The sequence below is a fragment of the Psychrobacter fjordensis genome (assembly GCF_904845995.1).
Classification (GTDB): Bacteria; Pseudomonadota; Gammaproteobacteria; order Pseudomonadales; family Moraxellaceae; genus Psychrobacter; species Psychrobacter fjordensis.
Map to the genome: position 1 here is coordinate 955,127 of NZ_CAJGYP010000002.1, position 20,376 is coordinate 975,502.

Consider the following 20,376-nt stretch of genomic DNA (forward strand, 5'->3'; position numbering starts at 1 on the left):
CTTAACCTATTATTTAGCTAACGATTTATTAGCAGCCTTCATCTCAGCACTTTGATTAAACAAAGCATTTAATACGATAGCTGCCAAAGTAGCAGTACCGATACCGCCCAAATCAAAGCCACCTAAGTGCAAGCTAAAGTTACCTGTGCCCATAATGACAGTGACAGCGGCAATAATCAGATTGCTGTTTTTGCTAAAATCAATGTGGCTATCGATCCAAATCTTTATCCCAGCGACAGTGATAAGGCCGAAGACTACGATAGAAGCGCCGCCCAATAAGGCCGCTGGTATCGTCTGAATGATGGCACCAAACTTTGGCGACAGACCCAATATGATAGCAACCAAACCTGCTATCACAAATATCGTCGTACTATATACTTTTGTGACTGCCATGACACCAATGTTCTCAGCATAAGTGGTGACACCTGTACCGCCAAATCCTGCTGAAAAAGTGGTGGCCAAACCATCTGCCAAAAATGCTCGACCCATATAAGGGGTTACACGAGCCTTGGTCATGCCCTCTACTGCCTTAAAATGGCCTAAATTTTCAGCCACCAAAATAAAAGCCACAGGTGCAATCAGGATAATAGCGCCTATCTCAAAACGCGGGGTGTGAATACTTGGCAGGCCAAACCATGAAGCCGCGGCTACTGTACTAAAGTCAATCGCAGCACCAAAGCCTAGAATATTGGTCATCACAAAATAAGCAACGTACGACAGCACCAAGCCCACGAGGAGCAACAGACGGCGCAACATGCCACGGGTAAACACCGCCACACCACTAATGAGCAGTACCGTCAAAGTGGCCATCCAAGCATCAAACTGATTGGCAGACACGCCTTGAATGGTCACAGGTGCCAAGTTCAAACCGATAATCATGACAATGGCACCGGTGACGATAGGCGGCATCAAACGCTCAATCCAGCCAGTACCTGTTTTCATCACCAGCAGGCCAATCAATGCATAAATGATACCGCAGGCCATAATACCGCCTAACGCGACATTCAAATTGGCATTGAACCCTGCACCCGCATAAGCGGTCACCGCAATGACTGGGCCAATAAAAGCAAAGCTTGATCCCAAATAGCTCGGCATGCGTCCACCAGTGATCATAAAAAACATCACCGTACAGATACCGGACATCAGAATGGCTAAGTTAGGGTCAAACCCCATTAATAAAGGCGCAAGCACCGTCGCACCAAACATCGCAAACGTATGCTGCACACCGAGTAATATACTCTTGGATGGTGGCAAATAGTCATTGATGCCGACTGGATCACGATCCAGATCGCCCTTATAAGGTCGCCATGTTGGGAACCAGCGCCCATTTTCAAAATCTGGGTTTTTTGGATAGCTCATAGCTACTGAATCAATACCTGCAGCTTCTAGTGCGTTGTGAGCCGATTGCTCTTGGGCGCTATTTTCTGAATGCGAGGAAGGGTCTTTTTGAGAGGGCATGCGCTTATCCTATGTGAGCTGAGCTAAAATAATAGGCGACAATAAATGATGGAATCAAAACTGAGTCAAATCGTGAATTCAGTAGACAAAGAGATGTAGGTAAAGATGAATATAGCCGATTCAATTTAAAAGTAGTACAAGGCAACCGACTGCAGATGTATATCAAATGCTTCAAGCGAGGTTAACGCTGTAATGCTTTTATAGTGGAATGACTATAGCAAGCTCCACATCCTTTCATTTATAATATGTCGCCCTAATTCATTCATTTATGTTGCAATATGGCAAACCAAAAGTATTATTTGGTATGATGACCATGTTTTGCTAGATGTATCAGGTCGGATATGTTCTACTAAAAACGATTTCGGCCGTTATGTACTCAACGTACTTTATAGCGACAACCAACTTACAGGATGTTACACGGCAGTTGACTCCGAGCATGATAACGGAGTTTCAAAATAAATAAAAGTTATTATTCAATCACCAGTTGTACCCCTTTACGCTAATACTTTCATAGGTGTTGCCCTGCACACGTTTGCTTTCGGTGCATAGGGGTGGTGGCTGTCTATCATATTCTCAATAAAAGTGCCTAAAGCAATCAATACAACAGGCTAAAGCACTCAAAACTTTTGGTAACTTATTATGATCAGTGTTTTTGATTTATTTAAAATCGGCATAGGGCCATCAAGCTCACATACCGTCGGGCCGATGCTTGCTGCAAATCTTTTTTTGGCTTCACTAAGTAAGCATCAAGAACTGACAACGATTAAAGCGATTGAAATTGAACTTTATGGGTCTTTGGCTGCGACAGGCAAAGGACATGCCACCGATACTGCCATATTGCTAGGTTTGCTTGGACACGCTCCTAGCACCATTGATACACGCATGACCAGTAATTATTTATCGCCTATATTTTCTGACAAGACATTGAATGTATCGGGTATTCATGCTATTAACTTTGATACGGAGCGCGATATTTATTGGTATGACGATACGGTGCTTCCTTATCATCCCAATGCCTTGATGCTTCGAGCCATATCGACAGACGGTACTCACTATCAGCAGACTTATTACTCAGTCGGCGGCGGATTTGTGATTAATGAAGAAGATGCCACCAATCCAGATGAAGATCATGCCAGCCCAACGATTGATGTGGTTCCTTACCCATTCAATAGCGCCGGAGAGCTTTTAGAGCAGTGCCGTCAGCATGGTCTAAGCATCAGCGATCTGGTACTGGCCAATGAGTGTCACTATCGCAATCAAACAGAAGTATTCGCTTATCTCGATTCTATTTGGGCTTCTATGCAGGATTGCGTGACACGCGGGTGTCAAAATAGCGGTATATTACCTGGTGGCCTAGATGTGAAGCGTCGTGCTCAAGCGCTGCATCTACAACTATGCGCTGAAAAAAATCAACCTGTGACGAAAAACGATAAGCTTGCGGCAATGGATTGGATTGATCTATACGCACTAGCCGTCAACGAAGAAAATGCTAATGGTGGTAATGTCGTGACCGCTCCTACCAATGGCGCTGCAGGTATTATTCCTGCTGTCATGCATTATTACCGTGACTTCCTATCAACTTACAGCATAGAAGGCGCTCGCAAGTTTTTATTGAATGCCACTGCTATCGGTAGCTTAATCAAACAAAACGCTTCCATATCTGGTGCTGAGGTCGGCTGTCAGGGTGAAGTTGGATCAGCCTGCGCGATGGCTGCATCGGCATTGGCTGAAATCCTAGGTGGCGATCCTGCTAAATGTCTCAATGCTGCCGAAATTGGTATTGAGCATAATTTAGGTCTCACCTGTGATCCTGTTGGCGGACTAGTGCAAGTGCCTTGCATCGAGCGCAATGCGATGGGTGCGGTAAAAGCTGTGAACGCAGCACGCCTTGCCTGCCGCGGTAATGGACAGCACTTCGTTTCTTTAGATAAAGTAATCGAGACGATGAAAGTAACCGGTGCTGATATGCTTGATAAGTATAAAGAAACATCACGTGGCGGACTTGCTGTCTATGCAGACAATCGCATTCCTACGGCAACCCGCGGCTTTACCGTTAATTACAGCCAGTGTTAAAACTACTCAATAATTGATTAAAAATTGATTAAAAAAAGACAATAAAAAAGGCCTCTAATTTATTAGAGGCCTTTTTTATTGTCTTTTTTATAGAGAAGTTACAAAACATTCAGTAAACCAAGCAAGTTTTACTCAGCAGTTTTTGAGATAACTTTATTTAAGATCCAAACAGGCTGTACGACGTCAGATCCTTCTTCGGTCATTGCTTCTTGGCGTATATCGAGCATATAACGATAGTTAGGCTCATAAGTAAAGCCTTGGATATTGCCGTTTAAGGTGGTGTAGTTTTTCTGATAAGTTTGACGATACTGCAAGCACTGAGATTCAACCATAGAGCCATCAGTTGCCGTCAAATCACATACGGCTTTGCGCGGTGCAACTTCTACTTCAAAACTTGGAATATTAACCACTTTTACATTCATAGGCTGCCCTTCAACAACCATTGTACGTTCATTGTCCATGGTAGAACAACCAGAGAGTGCAAAAGTCGTCATCAATGCTGCGAGTGCTAATTTTTTCATTATAAAATCCTCAGTGAGTTATTATTAATTATAAGTGGCTTGCTTAAATTTATTTTTTTACATCTAATCTTTGTAATAGTTGGTCTTTGTAATAGCCAATCTTTTTAGTAGTAAGTACGGCACTACAAGTTCGTCATAAAGAAATGTGTCATCAAAATTTATGAGCCCTGCCGTGTGTTATTTACTAAAATTAGTATAAGGTGCGAGCCCTCTATCCCTCTATAACTGCTTTGTAAAGTAACGTCAGCTTTTGCAACTGATGTTAATGACACGTATTAACTAGTAGGGAAAATTGATACTGAGTAAGCGTCAGACAGCAAAAAGCCAGAGTGACAGTCACTCTGGCTCAATCGTAAACCTGTTCAACAATAATTTTACACCTAACAACTTCTAACTACGATAATCAGCATTTATCTTAACGTAATCATAAGATAGGTCACAGGTATATACCGTATCGCTGGCATCGCCGCGTGCAAGATTAATATGAATGGTAATCTCAGGACGACTCATGACTGCCTTGCCCGCCTCTTCCGTATAGCTAGGCGCAACACCACCACTTTGGCAAATCATCACATCATCCAAATACACATCGACTTGCTCTGTATCTAAATCTTCGATACCCGCATAACCAACCGCAGCCAATATACGACCCCAATTGGCATCACTGGCAAAGAACGCAGTCTTTACGAGTGGTGAATGTGCCACTGCATATGCCACATCGCAGCACTCTTTCGTCGTCTGACCGCCAGTGACTTTCACTGTCATAAACTTAGTTGCACCCTCACCATCACGCACGATTAATTGCGCCAAACGCACAAACACTTCTGTCAACGCCGTGAATACTGACTGATAATGTGGATGTTCTGGGCTATCGATCATCTCTGAGCTAGCAGCGCCAGTGGCTATCAATACACAGCAATCATTGGTAGAAGTATCACCATCGACAGTGATACGATTAAAAGACTGCTCATTAATGGCACTTAGCATTTCTTGTAACAAGTCAGCAGCGATGTTGGCATCCGTCGCCACGTAACCCAACATGGTCGCCATGTTCGGGCGTATCATACCTGAGCCTTTTGACATGCCTGTTATGTGATAACTGGTACCCGCTACATCAACTTTTTGACTGGCAAGCTTAGGAATGGTATCAGTGGTACGAATCCCATTCGCGGCAGCAAGCCAACTGTCAGGGGCTAAAGTAGCAAGTGCATTGTCTAAGCCTGCGATCACTGCGTCGCTATTTAGTGGCTCACCAATGACACCTGTAGAAAATGGCAATACAGTATTGCTATCTACACCAGCTTTATGAGCCAATGCAGCACAGATATCGACAGCACGACGCTTGCCATCAGCACCCGTCCCTGCGTTGGCATTGCCTGTATTGGTCACCAAGTAGCGAGGGCTTGCCTTAGCAAAGTGTTCGCGCAATACTCGTACAGGTGCCGCACAAAAAGTGTTTTTTGTGGTTACAACTGCAGTGGTCGCAGCAGCAGCTATCTCTATGACGACTAAATCGTCACGGTCTTTATAGCGCACACCCGCTGCAGTCGCACTTAGCTTGATACCTTCGATAGGATAGATCGTATTGGGTACTTCAATATTTCCGACAGCCATCATTACATCCTTATTGTTCAAGTCTTATTATGATTTATAGACTATGTTTTGATAAATACTATAGTCTGTTCAATATAATTTGGATACGAGGAAGCTAACACCGTATCCAATTTATAGAGGATTAATTATATATAGCCATTCCACTATAAACGTATTGCTATTTTTTTAAGTCAAATGCTGACCAAATTGGTGCATGGTCAGACGGTTTTTCCATAGCACGCAGATCATAGCTGATACCTGCATCAACACATGCTTCAACTAGGTCTGCAGTACACAGAATATGGTCGATACGCAGTCCACGCTTAGGCTCGTCATTGAAGCCACGACTGCGGTAATCAAACCAGCTATAGAGCTCAGTACTTTCTGGATAATGCAAACGATACGTATCTGTCAGCTCACGCGACATCAATGCACTATACCACTCACGCTCCTCTGGTAAAAATGAAGTCTTTCTGTTTTTCAGCCAGCGCTTGGCATTGACTTCACCGATGCCGATATCGATATCTTCTGGAGCGATATTCATATCACCCATAATTACAAGCGAGCGGCCTTCTGCTTTTAACGTATCAATATAAGCCATCAAATCTGCGTAATAAGCACGCTTCATTGGAAATTTGGTCGGATGGTCTTGGCTTTCTCCTTGCGGAAAATAACCGTTAAGCACATCGACTTCACGACCTTCAAACTCATATCGGGCATGAATGAAACGCTTTTGTGCTTCTTCCTCTTCACCCGGAAAGCCTTTTTGCACAAAAATAGGCGCGACTTTAGACAAGAGTGCAACACCATAATGCGCCTTTTGACCGAAATACTCTACGTGATAACCCAAGCTTTCTACATTTTCTAAGGGAAACTGCTCGTCGTGTACTTTGGTTTCTTGCAGACCCATCACATCAGGATCGATGACGTCTCGCACAGCCTCAAGCTGATGTTGGCGAGCACGAATACCATTAATATTAAAACTGACAAAACGGGTCATAAATTATCCTATACTGATTGATGAAATACGGTGCTAATACGAATAGTTGAGAGGCAAAAGATACAAACCACTATAGTCGATTCAATTTAAAAGTAGTACAAGGCAACCGAGTGTCGATGTATATCAAATACTTCAAACAAGGTTAACGCAATAATATTCTTATAGTGGAATGACTATATGATAACAGACGCAGAGCAACCTAACTATTGCGTGTCCTGATATCTTAAGCTAGAGTAGCTCTTATTATTAACTGTTATTTCTATAATAGTTTTGAATGACGCTTTATTATCGTCAAAACCCTATTATTAAAAGCAGTATTGTTATTTATTCAAAAGGCAATACTAAGGCGTGTCTTCATTTTAAAGATGGTGATAAAAATGAGATAAATTGCCGTCAAATAAGAAAAATAGCGCAGATAATATCGGGATATTAACCAGCTATTTGACGATGTTTAGCCATTTTTAGCCCATTTAGATGACTAACGAGTGAGTTGAAGACACGCCCTACTCTTTTATTAAGCAAAAACTTTGAGCCATTTCTATTTATTTATACTGATAAAAAATACTGAGCATGATTATGACAACCACTAACAGCAAAAACTCAACTGCCGCATTGACGCCATTATTTGCTAAAGATTATAACGTCTATATTAACCATACTGATGCCGGTGGTATAGTCTACCACGCCAATCATTTGGTGTTTTTTGAAAACTGCCGCCGTGATTGGTTTGGCCAACTTGGTTTGAATGGTTATTTTCTACAGACGGACAATGGTGATATACAGCACTTTGTCGTGAGTCAGGCAGACTTGCAATACAAACGAGCCATTCTCTTAGATGAAGTGATCAGCGTGCGTGTCGATAAAGTCGAATTGAAACCTGCCAGTATGATTTTTTATCAAAGTATTCATCGCCATATGGTAGGTAGCACCGCTACAGACAGCAGCAACAGTTTACTAAGTAGCGGTAAAATCGTTATCGCCTGTGTACAAAATCAAGTTCAAGCAGAGCCTATATCTAATGATAAATCAGATGCTACCGTTGCGAACAATGCACCCATGCGCCCTATCCGTGTGCCACAGAAATTACGTAGTGCTATCGAGCAAGCTATTAGCGAGCAAATGGGTAGTCAATAATCCTAATAGATGAGCGTGCTCCATAACAAAGGTGTGGTTGATAAGGGTGAGTTTGAAGTTATGCTTACATTCGAAAATATTTGGGTACACAGCAGACGTACAGCGACCTCATCTTCTTCTGACAATGCATCTAACAATGTGTCTAATAGTGTCACTAGCGTTCAAACAAACCCCTTTACGCCATCTAATATTTATCAAAAATGGTCTGACAAACTAAGAAAAACAGTAAGGTCAGATCCTATCTTACCTGCTGATAAGCGAGTATTGATAAATGGCGTGACTGGTACATTGCTATCAGGACAAGTCACGGTGTTGACAGGGTCTTCTGGTAGTGGCAAATCTGTGTTGTTACGAGTATTAGCGGGACTATTGCCAATGAGCAACGGTGACGTCTACCTAAAAAATGATGCATCAAATGTCAATGCGTCTCAGAGTATTCACGATACATTACCCACACAATGGCGCACGCAAGTTGCTCTGCTCGCACAGCACCCGCAACTGCTAGAAGGCAGTGTCATTGACAATCTGAAAACACCCTATCGCCTACAAGCTCATCAGCATCTCGATTTTGATATAGATTGGCACATCGCACAGCTCGAACGCTTGCAACGAAACGCTGATTTTTTACAGCAAGATACCTATCACTTATCAGGTGGTGAGCGGCAACTGGTCAATACCTTACGCCTTTTACAGTTAAATCCACAGGTATTATTACTGGATGAGCCTACAGCCGCGTTAGACATTGACACTTCTGCACAGCTGGTACAGCTACTACTGAGCTGGCTACAACTAGATACGCAGCGCACATTACTATGGGTCACTCATGATACGCAAGATATCATGCCACTCGCCAATCATCATTGGCATATGCAAGCAGGCGTATTAACCGAAGTTTTTTAATACCAGCACCCAGTCAACACCTCCCCTCATTTCATATCTTCACTGACTGGTCCTATCTTATATTTATATTACAATAATGAGCACTTATGAGTGATACGGATGACATGCAGATGGTTCTGACTTATGGGGATGTCGCTTTAGCTAGCAGTCTAATTCTCATCGTACTTCTCGTATCATGGCAACTGCGCTTGCATCTCACTAAGATACTATTAACCGCTGCTATTCGTACCGTGGTCCAGCTTAGTTTCATCGGTTTGATATTGGCATGGATCTTTGCACGTGAACAATGGTATGAAGTACTCCTCATTTTAACCATCATGACCTTAATTGCAGGCAGCGCTGCCAAAAACCGGGTCAAGCGTAGCTATAAAGGCTTATTCACCGATACGTTTATCGCAGTCAGTACTTCAGCAGTATTCGTTACGGCAATCGCAATTCTTATTATTTTGAGGGTGCAGCCTTGGTACACCCCGCAGTTCATCATTCCTATACTAGGCTTAATACTGGGTAACTCGCTCACTGCCATTTCTTTGACCAGCAACCAGTTGATTGAATCCTTTCATGAGCAACGCGGGCGCATCGAGATGATGCTCAGCTTATCTGCGCGACCATTTGAAGCCGTACACGAGCCTATACGTGCCGCGATCATCAACGGCATGACGCCAACGTTAAACTCAATGTTAGTCGTTGGTATCGTCAGTTTACCGGGTATGATGACAGGTCAAATCCTTGCTGGCGCCGATCCTACTCAAGCGGTTCGCTATCAGATTGTGACCATGTTTTTGATATGTGTGAGTAGCACGCTCGGTTGTACAATCAATGCATTGCTTATCTATCGACGTTTTTTTAATAAAAAACATCAATTTATCCTACCTTAAATACTGCGGTATTAATGTCTAGTTATTAAAATTACCTCATTTTTTAAACACACCTCTATATATTTAATATTAGCTATATATTTGAGCTCAATTTATGTACTGACCAGTGCTGCAAACCAATATTTCCTTAAGCCACATTCGTGCTAATGTGTTGAATAGATATCTATTTATTTTTGGATACTTCAACCATATAAAATAGACTTTTTTATTATTAAGGCATCTGTTTTTTCAACGCTCTTAATGATAAATTATACTTTCTAAAAATCATTCTCTCGAATGATTTATTTTTTTGAATGATAGCTAGATTCCATTATACAACAATGAAACAAACCCATCAGTCAGTCAATCGATAAGAATTTATCACTCTCAACAGCAAACGATCACGTCAGCGCTGATGAGCATCATTGACACGGATACGACTGCCACATCACAACTTTAAATAGTAAATTTCAAGGACGCTGACTATGACGCCGAATAAACCATGGCTTGCCCATTATCCTAATATTGTGCCTAAGACGATCAATCCCGATAGATACAACAGCATCATAGACCTATATGAAGAGTGCTTTGATCGCTTTCGTTTGCACCCTATGAGCATCTGTATGGGCGTGACTCATACTTATGGTGATGTTGATAAAGCCTCACTGGCAGTTGCGGCATGGTTACAAGCACAAGGTATCCCTAAAGGCAGCGTCGTCGCACTAATGATGCCAAACGTTCCACAGTACTTGCCTACGATGATTGGTATTTTACGCGCAGGATATGTATGTACACCTATTAATCCACTTTATACCGGTCGAGAATTGCGCCATCAGTTGAATGATTCAGGTGCGCAGATTATTTTTGTGGTTGATAACTTTGCCCAAGCACTGGAGCAAGTCATTGATGAAACCAATATCAAGCGCATTGTCCTCTCAAGAATGGGCGATATGATGGGTCTCAAAGGTATCTTGGTCAATACAGTTATCCGTCAGGTCAAACGCCTCGTTCCTAAATATAAGCTGAACGACCCTAAGCACGAATTGACCAAATTCCCTGATGTGCTCAAAAAAGGTAAAGTTCTTCCGTTCCATAAACCAGCCATGCAATTAAGTCAAAAAGCATTTTTGCAGTACACAGGTGGAACGACTGGACTGTCTAAAGGTGCGATTTTGTCGCAGCGTAATATCGTTGCGGCAGCCTTACAGTCAGAAGCATGGACTCGGCCGATTACCTCAGAGATTAATGAGGTTTATATCAATATGGTTATGGCCCTACCGCTATATCATATATTTGCATTTATGCTCAGTATGTTAGGCATGCGTTCCGGCTACACCTTTATATTGGTACCCAATCCACGTGACATACCAGGATTTGTCAAAACACTATCAAGGCAACCATTCCATATATTGCCAGCAGTTAATACTTTGTATAAGGGCTTACTCGATAATCCAAACTTTAAAAACTTAAATTTCAGTTCCCTGCGTCTCTCTCAAGCGGGTGGTATGGCTGCGACTGAGCAAACAGCTGCACGCTGGCTTGAAGTCACTGGCTGCCCTATGGTTGAAGGTTGGGGTATGACTGAAGGTGTGGCAGCAGGTACCGCTAACATTGTGACGGATCACAAATTTAATGGCACTATTGGTTTGCCGCTCCCGAGCGTCGATATCGTTGTGGTCGATGATGAGGGCAATCATCTTGGTATCAATGAAACGGGTGAGATGTGCATCAAGGGGCCCAATGTCACCTCTGGATACCTTAATAGAGACAGTAGTGATGACTTTACCAGTGATGGTTATTTCCGTACCGGTGATATTGTCAGCATGGATGAAAGAGGCTATATCACCCTACTTGATCGCAAAAAGGACATGATTTTAGTCTCAGGTTTTAACGTATTCCCGAATGAAATTGAATCTGTCATGTTGGATTGTAATGCTATCGTTGATTGCGCAGTCATTGGTATTCCAGATGAACATCAAGGCGAAGCCGTCAAGATTTATGTCGTTCCTGCTGATAAAAATGTCACCAAAAGTGATATTAAAGAATTTGCTCTAGATAATATGACTGGCTACAAATGTCCACGTTATATCGAGTTCATTGACGAGCTACCAAAAAGTAATGTCGGCAAAGTATTGCGTCAAAAACTACGTGAAAAACACATATCAGACAATCCGAAACCTTAGATAGAAGTTCTATAATAAGAAAGCGTTCTATATCAATATAGAGCGCTTTTTTGTGCAGGGCTAATAATTGTTATTAAAAAAATTGCAGGATTGTAACAATGACATCAAAGTAATTATGTAGCGAACTGTTTTACCAGAGAGATACTTGGTATAATAATTTAACAAATTTCTCGAAAATAAACCGTTTATCAGTTTTTTTAACCGTTTATCTCAGTATTAGTTACAACATATATTGTTATTTTTATCAAATTTAAGTATAAACTATCAAGTTCTTGTATTGTCATAACGAAATCAATTGTAGTTATGTTAATGTATTACCAAAATAAGTTACTTCACTTTTTTTGGCAGTAAAGAAATAACCCGCCGTTTAATCTACTCAGATTCTTACCTTTTGCGGTTAAATCAATTTGTAGTTAAAAACTTTATACATGTAAAGGCCACCGTATTCTAGCAGTCTGTGAATCACTATGATGTCACTCAACAATTTATTGCTATTTTAGCGATAAAATATTGTTGACACGGATGTGACTACTTTTTTATAGAACCTTAACTTATTTCAACACTTAGGGACTTCAAGTATGACAGTAGATAAACCTTGGCTTGCTCAATATCCAAAAAACGTACCCAAAACTATTAACCCTGATCAATATACCAGTCTTATAGAGCTGTATGAGGAGTGTTTTGAGCGATTCCGTATGCATCCTATGACCATCTGTATGGGTGTTACTCATACTTATGGCGATGTTGATAAAGCCTCAATGGCGGTTGCAGCATGGTTACAAGCACAAGGCATTCCTAAAGGCAGCGTGGTGGCATTGATGATGCCAAACGTTCCACAATACTTGCCTACGATGATTGGTATTTTGCGCGCAGGATACGTGTGTACGCCTATTAATCCACTTTATACTGGTCGTGAACTGCGCCATCAGTTGAATGATTCGGGCGCTCAGGTTATTTTTGTGGTTGACAACTTTGCCCAAGCACTTGAGCAAGTCATCGAAGAGACCAACATCAAGCGCATTGTCCTCTCAAAAATGGGCGATATGATGGGTCTCAAAGGTATCTTGGTCAATACGGTTATCCGTCAAGTTAAACGACTTGTTCCTAAATATAATCTTAATGATCCTAAGTACCATGTTACTAAGTTTCCTGAAGTACTCAAAAAAGGTAAGCACCTACCTGTTCAGTCACCAAAAGCCACCATGCAACAAAAAGCCATTCTGCAGTATACGGGCGGAACGACTGGACTGTCTAAAGGTGCTGTTTTAACTCAACGTAACATCGTTGCTGCTGCCATGCAGTCAGAAGCATGGTACCGCCCAGTTACCTCAGATATTAATGAAGTCTATATCAATATGGTGATGGCCCTACCGCTATATCATATATTTGCGTTTATGCTAAGTCTGCTCGGTATGCGCTCTGGCTACACCTTTATATTGATACCCAATCCGCGCGATATGCCAGGGTTCATCAAAACTTTATCAAAGCAACCGTTCCATATTTTCCCTGCGGTAAATACCCTATTTAAAGGTTTGCTTGATCAGCCAAACTTTAAAGATTTGAACTTTAGCTCATTACGTATCACTCAAGCGGGCGGTATGGCTGCGACTGAACAGACAGCAGCACGCTGGCTTGAAGTAACTGGCTGTCCTATGGTTGAAGGTTGGGGTATGACTGAAGGGGTAGCTGCAGGTACTGCCAACGTCATCACTGACCGTAAATTCAACGGCACTATTGGCATACCAGTCCCTAGTGTTGATGTCATCGTAGTCGATGATAACGGCAAACGCATGGGGCTAAATGAAGCGGGTGAAATGTGCATCAAAGGCCCTAACGTCACTTCAGGCTATTTCAACAAAGACAGTAGCAATGACTTTACCAGTGATGGTTATTTCCGCACTGGCGATATTATTAGCATGGATGAAAAAGGCTATATCACCCTACTTGATCGCAAAAAAGACATGGTGTTGGTTTCGGGCTTTAACGTATTCCCGAACGAAATTGAATCTGTCATGCTAGATTGCAAAGCTATCGTTGATTGCGCAGTCATTGGTATTCCTGATGCACATCAAGGCGAAGCCGTTAAAATTTATGTCGTTCCTGCTGATAATAATGTCACCAAAAGTGATATTAAAGATTTTGCATTGGAAAACCTCACTGGTTATAAGTGTCCACGTCATATTGAGTTCGTAAGTGAACTACCAAAGAGTGCTGTTGGTAAAGTCTTGCGTCAAAAACTCCGTGAAAAGCATATATCAGACAATCCTCAAACCCTTTAATTTTTAAGCGCTGTAAACTTAAAAATAGAAAGAATAAAAAAAGCCCTTTACCTAATTAGGTAAAGGGCTTTTTTTATTCTGTTTAATACGTTTACTTTAGGGCGTATCATCAATTAGATTGTGAGGCTTAAAATGAGAAAAATTGTAGATAAACAAGGAATAAATTGCCGTTAATATGAACATATTGGCAAAATTACTGACGATGTTTAGCAAAATTTAGCCATTTTAAGGCCACTAAATGTACTAACGTGGTAATTGATGACATGCCCTAGCTACTTGTTTACCTTATTAATCACCTGTAGTGGCATATGCCTCATCGCCTGTCCCACGATCGACCATGGCAAACTTGGTACACAAGCTTCGTCAACACCTGCTTCAATCGCTGCAACAATTGCCTTGGTACCTGTATCAGAATCTACTTCAAACGGCAGTGGCTTCGCATTTTCATTGATTTCAGTACGAATATAGCCTGGGTAAATAGTAGAAACTTTGATAGGTAATTTAGTTAGTAGCATATCAGCACGAATGCCTTCTGCTAAGTGCGCCAAACCAGCTTTACTAGCACCATAGGCTGTCAAATGCTTGGGCATTCCACGAATGGCTGACATGCTTGATATTACCACTAAATGGCCACTACTCTGCGCCCGAAAAATATTCATGGCGGCTTCACATTGCGCCAATGCTGAGATAAAGTTAATCTCAACCGTGCGGCGGTTCGTCTCAAAACGACCTTTACCAATCCGGCGACTTTCGCCAATACCTGCATTCACAACCACTTTATCGATATGACCAAAATCCGTAGTGAACGCATCAAACACCTCAAATATGGCATCATAGTCACTGACATCTAAAGCTCGGTACTCAATACGAATATTAGGATATTCCGCTACTAGTTCTGACTGTAAGCTCTCTAAGCGATCAGTACGACGAGCACATATCGCAAGGTTGTAGCCAAGCTTAGCGAAGAGTCTGGCCATACCTTCACCCAAACCTGAACTCGCCCCTGTAATGAGTACAGTCTTGTCGTGTCCAACCTGCTGCTTATTTAATTTTCGTAAATAACGTGATGGCTGAACGGCACCGATTATCTGGTCTTTACGTTGTTTAGCGCTTTTAGTGACTAAATTTATCAATCTATTTTGCATGGACAGTCCTTTTCATATCGACATGAGATCAAAACAATAATCTATCATATCGCAAATTTATAGGTTGATTTTGTCAGTGATCAAAATAAATTCATAGTACTCAACAATTACGACGGCTAATCTTAATCGAATAAAAGGTGGCTAACTATTTTAAGTAACTGCTTTACCTTGCTTTTAACTCTATTTACTGGTTGCTAGCTTAACGCCACGTCACAAAAGAATTACCATCAGAGAATAAATGACTATATTCATTGAGTGACATCAAGCGAGTACTTTGATCTTTGAATGTGACCGAGGTTACCCCAGTATTGACCAAGCTTTTATTCAACTGATAAGCCGTCTGACTGCCTTGCTTGAGCAGCTGTGCAGTGATAGCTGCAATGACACCACCTGAGGTGAATACCAACACCGTACTGTCACGACTTAACCCTAAACTTGCTACTTGTGCGCGCACCTGTTCAAGCGCTTGCTGTGCACGGTCATTAAACTGCGGCCAACTCTCAATATAGTCCTGATCGTTATTGCCACCATGCCAGCGCTGCATCGCCTGATCAAATAGCTCAGCCAAACGCGTGGCTGGCATCTCTGACTTAGCCACCTCAGCCGTGATTGCACCTTTATTCATGAAGTCAGGATCAGATTTAATGAATACATCTTTGTGATTAAACTCATCAAATTGCGGCAGGATATAACTATTAGGCTCATTCATATTCATGATAGGCAATACAGGCATATCATCAGCTGCGACAGACAATTGATAACGTGCCAAAAAATGCCGTGCAGAGTCTTGTTGTCTTACCAAACTGCCAGTAAATATCGCATCGATACGGCGCTGGGTTGTCGCATAGTGCTGACCCAACATCTGCGCCTGAATACCGCCCAACTCTGAGAGTTGATCATAGTTTTCTTGTCCAAAAGATGCTTGGCCATGACGTGCTAAAAGTATGGTTGTCATAAATTATTACCTTTTATCATATTTGCTAAAATACGGTTTTCTGAATGCTCAAGCTTCTGGAGAATGAGGTGCTTTTGCAAAATAACCTTTCGGTAAAATACTTTTGACAACTTGTTGAACAGTGCTTGGTAACTGTTCGATAGCAGCAGCATCTACACTTATGTCTTCTAAATTTGGCTGGACGTACTCATTAAACAGCGCCTCACCTTCGTATTGCGCAATTAATTTAAGACATTTAGCATGCATCACGTGTATGGCAAGCCACGCATTTTTGAAAGCAGAATTGGTCGTTTGCTTGTGGTAATAACGATAATAAATCTGCTGAATAATACCTGACAAGCGGAACAAGCCGAATACTTCATAGAAAGTCCAGTTGTCTATCTCTAATCCAGATTTCTCTAGATAATAAGCAACCACTTCGTCACGTGTCATCATTCCTTCTAGATGGGTGGGCTGACGACGGAACTGCTGCATCACGACATTGTCATCTTCTTCAATCCAATAAGCCAATGCACTACCCAAATCCATCAATGGATCACCAAGCGTTGCCATCTCCCAGTCAAGAACGCCGATGACTTTAGTGGGGTCAGCCACATCAAGTATCACATTATCAAAACGCCAATCATTATGGATAATACAGGTTTTACTATCAGCAGGTGTGTGCTTGGCAAGCCACTCTCTGACTAGCGCAAAGCTGGGTACATTGGGGGTTTTTGCTTTGACATAACGCTTGTCCCAACCACTTACCTGACGCACGCAATAGCCATCGCCTCGACCCAAATTCACCAAATCAGGGTGCTCGGTATAATCTATTTGATGTAGCTCAACCAAGGCATCTAGGACATTGGTACAAAGTAGACGAGTTTGCTCCGGATCTAGATCGATACCCTCTGGTAATTCTGCACGAGGAATAATGCCTTCCATGCGCTCCATCACGTAAAAATCTGAACCGATAACGGCTTCATCGGTACACAGAGCAATCATCTCTGGTACATAAGGATAGGCTTCTTTTAAGGCTTTTTGAACGGTATGCTCACGCACCATGTCATGGGCAGATTTTGCTTTGGTACCTTTTGGTGGACGACGCAGTATCAAATCTTGGTTTTTGTCGTTGCCTTCGTACTGTAAACGATAGGTCCAGTTTGATGCGCCACCTGAGAACTGAGTGACGGTAGGCTCGCCTACTACATCGATACCTTGGCTTCGAAGCCATTCACTAACTGCTTGGGCATCGAGCTCTTCGCCCTCACGTACCATACCGCCTTGGTCTAATACTTTATTATCAGTTGCCATGAAATATTCCTTATCATGTGGTCTTTTATTTTTATAACAGATATGAGAGCTAGCCCTCAATTCAATTTATCTTATGCTTATTACTATTTTTGAAATGAGGATACGCCCTAGTGATAAAACATCAGTAGTGATGAAAAATTCACTACTAAGTCGTTAATAGTGAATTTTCAATTAGCATTACGATTGGCTTGTTTCTAATAAAGGTTGCATGAGCAGATCAAGACTGACTCACACAACCGTTTGTTAAGATTAAGCTTTGTCAGATTTAGTCGAACGGCTAAAGCCCTGACGTTTGAGTTCTAGTTTGGCAATCATGGTTTTGTGTACTTCATCAGGACCGTCTGCCAAACGTAGCACACGTGCTTGCGCATAGAAATTCGGTAGTAATGTGTCTTGGCAGACACCCATACCGCCATGAATCTGAATCGCCATATCGACGACTTCTTGCAATACAGTTGGTGCCACGACTTTGATAGCAGAGATTTCAGTCAATGCTGCTTTGGTGCCGTGCGCATCCATCTTCTGTGCAGCATATAAGGTCATCAAACGAGCTTGATCAATCTTAATACGAGCTTCAGCGATACGCTCAAAGTTACCACCTAATTGTAGCAATGGCTTACCAAAGGCAGTACGTGACATGCCGCGCTTAACTGCTAACTCTAGAGACTTTTCAGCAGCACCGATACAACGCATGCAATGATGAATACGACCTGGCCCTAAACGACCTTGTGCAATCTCAAAGCCCTTACCTGGTCCACCAATAAAGTGGCTGACTGGCACGCGCACATTTTCAAAACTAATCTCACCATGTCCGTGCGGTGCATCATAATCACCAAACACTTTGAGCATACGCTTGATGTTCACACCCGCCGTTTTGACTGGTACAAGCACCATCGAATGTTGATGATGACGGTCTGCGGTCTCATCAGCGGTATATGCCATGACAATTAGAATATCAACCGCAGGATCGCCAAGACCAGATGACCACCATTTGCTACCGTTTATGACAATCTCATCGCCATCGACTACAGCGGTTGCTTCCATATTGGTTGCATCACTTGATGCCACATCAGGCTCAGTCATGCAGAACACAGAGCGCGTCTTACCTTCTAGAATTGGTGTCAGCCACTTGTCTTGCTGCTCTTTAGTACCGTAGCGCCACAATAGTTCCATATTACCGCTGTCAGGCGCATTACAGTTGAATACATGGGGCGCAAGCAAACTGCGACCCGTTAACTCTGCGATAGGCGCGTAATCAGTGACTGAAAGCCCTGCACCTAACGTTTCATCAGGCAAGAATAAATTCCACAAGCCAGCTTCACGGGCCTGTTTACGTAGGCTTTCGTAAGCTTCAGGCCACTCCCAGTTTTCCCAATTACCATCAGGGTTTTTCTTATGACAATCTTCCCAAAATTGTGCTTCGATTGGCTCAATGTGCGTTTCAATAAACGCTTTGACTTTGGCATGCATGGCTTGACCATGTTCTGTTGCGGTAAACATTAAATTATCGTTAGACATAAATGACTTCCTTTTCTTTATTGATCGTCTAAATCAAGTGTTAATAAAAAGCTCCATGAGAACCTTATAGTCGATTCAATTTGAAAGTAGTACAAGACAACCGAGTGAAGATGTATATGTGATACTTCAAGCGAGGTTAATGCAGTAATACTTTTATATTGAAATGACTATAGTGCACGTACGTATACTGTTTTCTGTATGCTACATTTATATCACAGCAATTATCAATAAACAGCAAAAAGGCGCGACCAGCTAGGCCACGCCTTTTACAAAATACAAACAATGTATAAAAAACTATTTGAACTCTAAAGTACTAGAGGTTCACTATCATAATGATATCTAACATTATTTTAAAATATTTAAGCGGCTGTTTAAATCAAAACGTGCGAGTGCATCAGGCAATTTATCAACTCCTATACTCAACGTTGCCTCAGCTGCTTGCGCCAATCCTAGCTTTTCAGCGAGTGTTGGTTTTTGACGTGAATGTAGTGCATACACTTCACTGTCTTCCATACGCTCTAGAATATAGCTGTCTGAGGTTTGCAAGCTATCAATCAAATTAAGTTTTAGCGCATCTTCTCCATACCAGTGCTCTCCAGTGGCCACTTTTGCCACATCGAGTGTTGGACGGTAGTTATTGACAAAGTGTTTGAATAGCTCATGCGTCTGCTCTAGTTCTTCTTGATATTTGGCACGATCTTCAGCATCGTTCTCACCGAACACAGTAACTGTGCGCTTGTAATCACCTGCGGTAAACATCTCATAATCTACATCATGGTTTTTTAGCCATTTATGGAAGTTTGGTAATTGTGAGACCACGCCAATTGAGCCAATGATAGCAAACGGTGCCGCCACTACTTTATCTGCGACGCAAGCCATCATATAGCCACCGCTCGCTGCAACTTTGTCAACACAGACAGTTAGCTTTAGACCAGCATCTTTTAAGCGAACCAATTGCGCTGCCGCCAAACCATAACCATGCACCACACCGCCGCCTGACTCAAGACGCACGACGACTTCATCGCCTTTATTTGTAGCACTGATAAGCGTGCTGATTTCTTCGCGTAGATGCTTTACTGCCGTTGCTTTGATATCACCATCAAAATCAAGGACAAAAACTTGTGCTTTATCATCAGCATGTTTTTTCTTATTTTTGGTTTTTACTTTTAGCGCCTGCTTGGCTTTCTTAGCCATCGTTTTTTTGAACTGCTTGAGCGCCGCTTTACCTTGCGTGGCTTCCATTAAGTCTTCACGGCGTTGCTCTTGGTTTTTGTTTAGATGAATGACGCGCAATTCAACAGGATTTTTGGCAGGATGAAAAAGCATGAACAGTATTCCTTACATGATTAAGATAACTTTAATAAGATCAGTAGTAATAGGATCAATAGAATTTTATAAGTGAGCTTGATATAGGCACAGTCACTCAGGTTTTCAAGCAAAATGACAATTTTTAACCCAATACAAATG

General features: G+C 42.0%; 15 protein-coding genes. 6 read left to right on the forward strand and 9 right to left on the reverse strand.

The annotated features are described in order from the left end of the window. Positions 1-9 precede the first annotated feature (9 nt). Positions 10-1,359, reverse strand: a complete 1,350-nt coding sequence (locus tag JMW61_RS12400; protein ID WP_406947847.1) for a solute carrier family 23 protein — start codon at positions 1,357-1,359, stop codon at positions 10-12. 738 nt (positions 1,360-2,097) lie between these two features. Here JMW61_RS12400 and JMW61_RS12405 point away from each other — a divergent pair. Continuing rightward, positions 2,098-3,531 carry an L-serine ammonia-lyase gene (locus tag JMW61_RS12405; RefSeq protein WP_201551696.1) on the forward strand — a complete coding sequence of 478 codons (1,434 nt, stop codon included), beginning with the start codon at positions 2,098-2,100 and terminating at the stop codon, positions 3,529-3,531. 128 nt (positions 3,532-3,659) lie between these two features. On the opposite strand, the gene JMW61_RS12410 is transcribed toward JMW61_RS12405, so the two are convergent. The 3 genes from JMW61_RS12410 to xthA form a co-directional block, all read right to left on the reverse strand. Further along, a complete protein-coding gene (locus tag JMW61_RS12410) occupies positions 3,660-4,052 on the reverse strand; it encodes a DUF4377 domain-containing protein (protein ID WP_197100332.1) in 393 nt (130 codons plus the stop codon). Positions 4,053-4,442: 390 nt separating this feature from the next. After that, positions 4,443-5,666 (reverse strand): bifunctional glutamate N-acetyltransferase/amino-acid acetyltransferase ArgJ, encoded by a 1,224-nt coding sequence (argJ, locus tag JMW61_RS12415; protein WP_201551698.1) that lies wholly within the window; start codon positions 5,664-5,666, stop codon positions 4,443-4,445. Between the two features lie 157 nt (positions 5,667-5,823). Then, positions 5,824-6,645, reverse strand: a complete 822-nt coding sequence (gene xthA / locus JMW61_RS12420) for an exodeoxyribonuclease III (RefSeq protein WP_201551700.1) — start codon at positions 6,643-6,645, stop codon at positions 5,824-5,826. A gap of 576 nt (positions 6,646-7,221) precedes the next feature. On the opposite strand from xthA, the gene JMW61_RS12425 reads away from it, so the two are divergent. From JMW61_RS12425 to JMW61_RS12445, 5 genes are all read left to right on the forward strand, one after another. Then, on the forward strand, positions 7,222-7,779 hold the full coding sequence (locus JMW61_RS12425; RefSeq protein WP_181416260.1) for a thioesterase family protein: 558 nt from the start codon (positions 7,222-7,224) through the stop codon (positions 7,777-7,779). Positions 7,780-7,794: 15 nt separating this feature from the next. Further along, positions 7,795-8,679, forward strand: a complete 885-nt coding sequence (locus JMW61_RS12430) for an ABC transporter ATP-binding protein (protein WP_201551702.1) — start codon at positions 7,795-7,797, stop codon at positions 8,677-8,679. A gap of 86 nt (positions 8,680-8,765) precedes the next feature. Then, the gene (locus JMW61_RS12435) at positions 8,766-9,557 is read left to right on the forward strand and encodes an ABC transporter permease (protein WP_201551705.1); all 792 of its coding nucleotides are present in this window, start codon (positions 8,766-8,768) and stop codon (positions 9,555-9,557) included. A gap of 464 nt (positions 9,558-10,021) precedes the next feature. Beyond that, positions 10,022-11,719 carry an AMP-binding protein gene (locus JMW61_RS12440; RefSeq protein ID WP_201551707.1) on the forward strand — a complete coding sequence of 566 codons (1,698 nt, stop codon included), beginning with the start codon at positions 10,022-10,024 and terminating at the stop codon, positions 11,717-11,719. A 578-nt stretch (positions 11,720-12,297) separates the two neighbouring features. Then, the gene (locus JMW61_RS12445) at positions 12,298-13,998 is read left to right on the forward strand and encodes an AMP-binding protein (protein WP_201551709.1); all 1,701 of its coding nucleotides are present in this window, start codon (positions 12,298-12,300) and stop codon (positions 13,996-13,998) included. Positions 13,999-14,270: 272 nt separating this feature from the next. Here JMW61_RS12445 and JMW61_RS12450 read toward each other — a convergent pair whose 3' ends face one another. The 5 genes from JMW61_RS12450 to sohB all read right to left on the reverse strand — a co-directional run bounded on the left by JMW61_RS12450 (position 14,271) and on the right by sohB (position 20,235). Continuing rightward, positions 14,271-15,143, reverse strand: coding sequence for an SDR family oxidoreductase (locus JMW61_RS12450; RefSeq protein WP_110922904.1), 873 nt, complete (start codon positions 15,141-15,143; stop codon positions 14,271-14,273). A gap of 199 nt (positions 15,144-15,342) precedes the next feature. After that, a complete protein-coding gene (locus tag JMW61_RS12455; protein ID WP_110922905.1) occupies positions 15,343-16,098 on the reverse strand; it encodes a histidine phosphatase family protein in 756 nt (251 codons plus the stop codon). A 48-nt stretch (positions 16,099-16,146) separates the two neighbouring features. Further along, complete coding sequence (locus tag JMW61_RS12460; RefSeq protein ID WP_201551711.1) at positions 16,147-17,391, reverse strand: phosphotransferase family protein; 1,245 nt, start codon at positions 17,389-17,391, stop codon at positions 16,147-16,149. A 249-nt stretch (positions 17,392-17,640) separates the two neighbouring features. Next, on the reverse strand, positions 17,641-18,891 hold the full coding sequence (locus JMW61_RS12465) for an acyl-CoA dehydrogenase family protein (protein ID WP_227687497.1): 1,251 nt from the start codon (positions 18,889-18,891) through the stop codon (positions 17,641-17,643). Positions 18,892-19,254: 363 nt separating this feature from the next. Next, positions 19,255-20,235, reverse strand: coding sequence for a protease SohB (sohB, locus tag JMW61_RS12470; protein ID WP_201551715.1), 981 nt, complete (start codon positions 20,233-20,235; stop codon positions 19,255-19,257). Between the last annotated feature and the right edge of the window lie 141 nt (positions 20,236-20,376).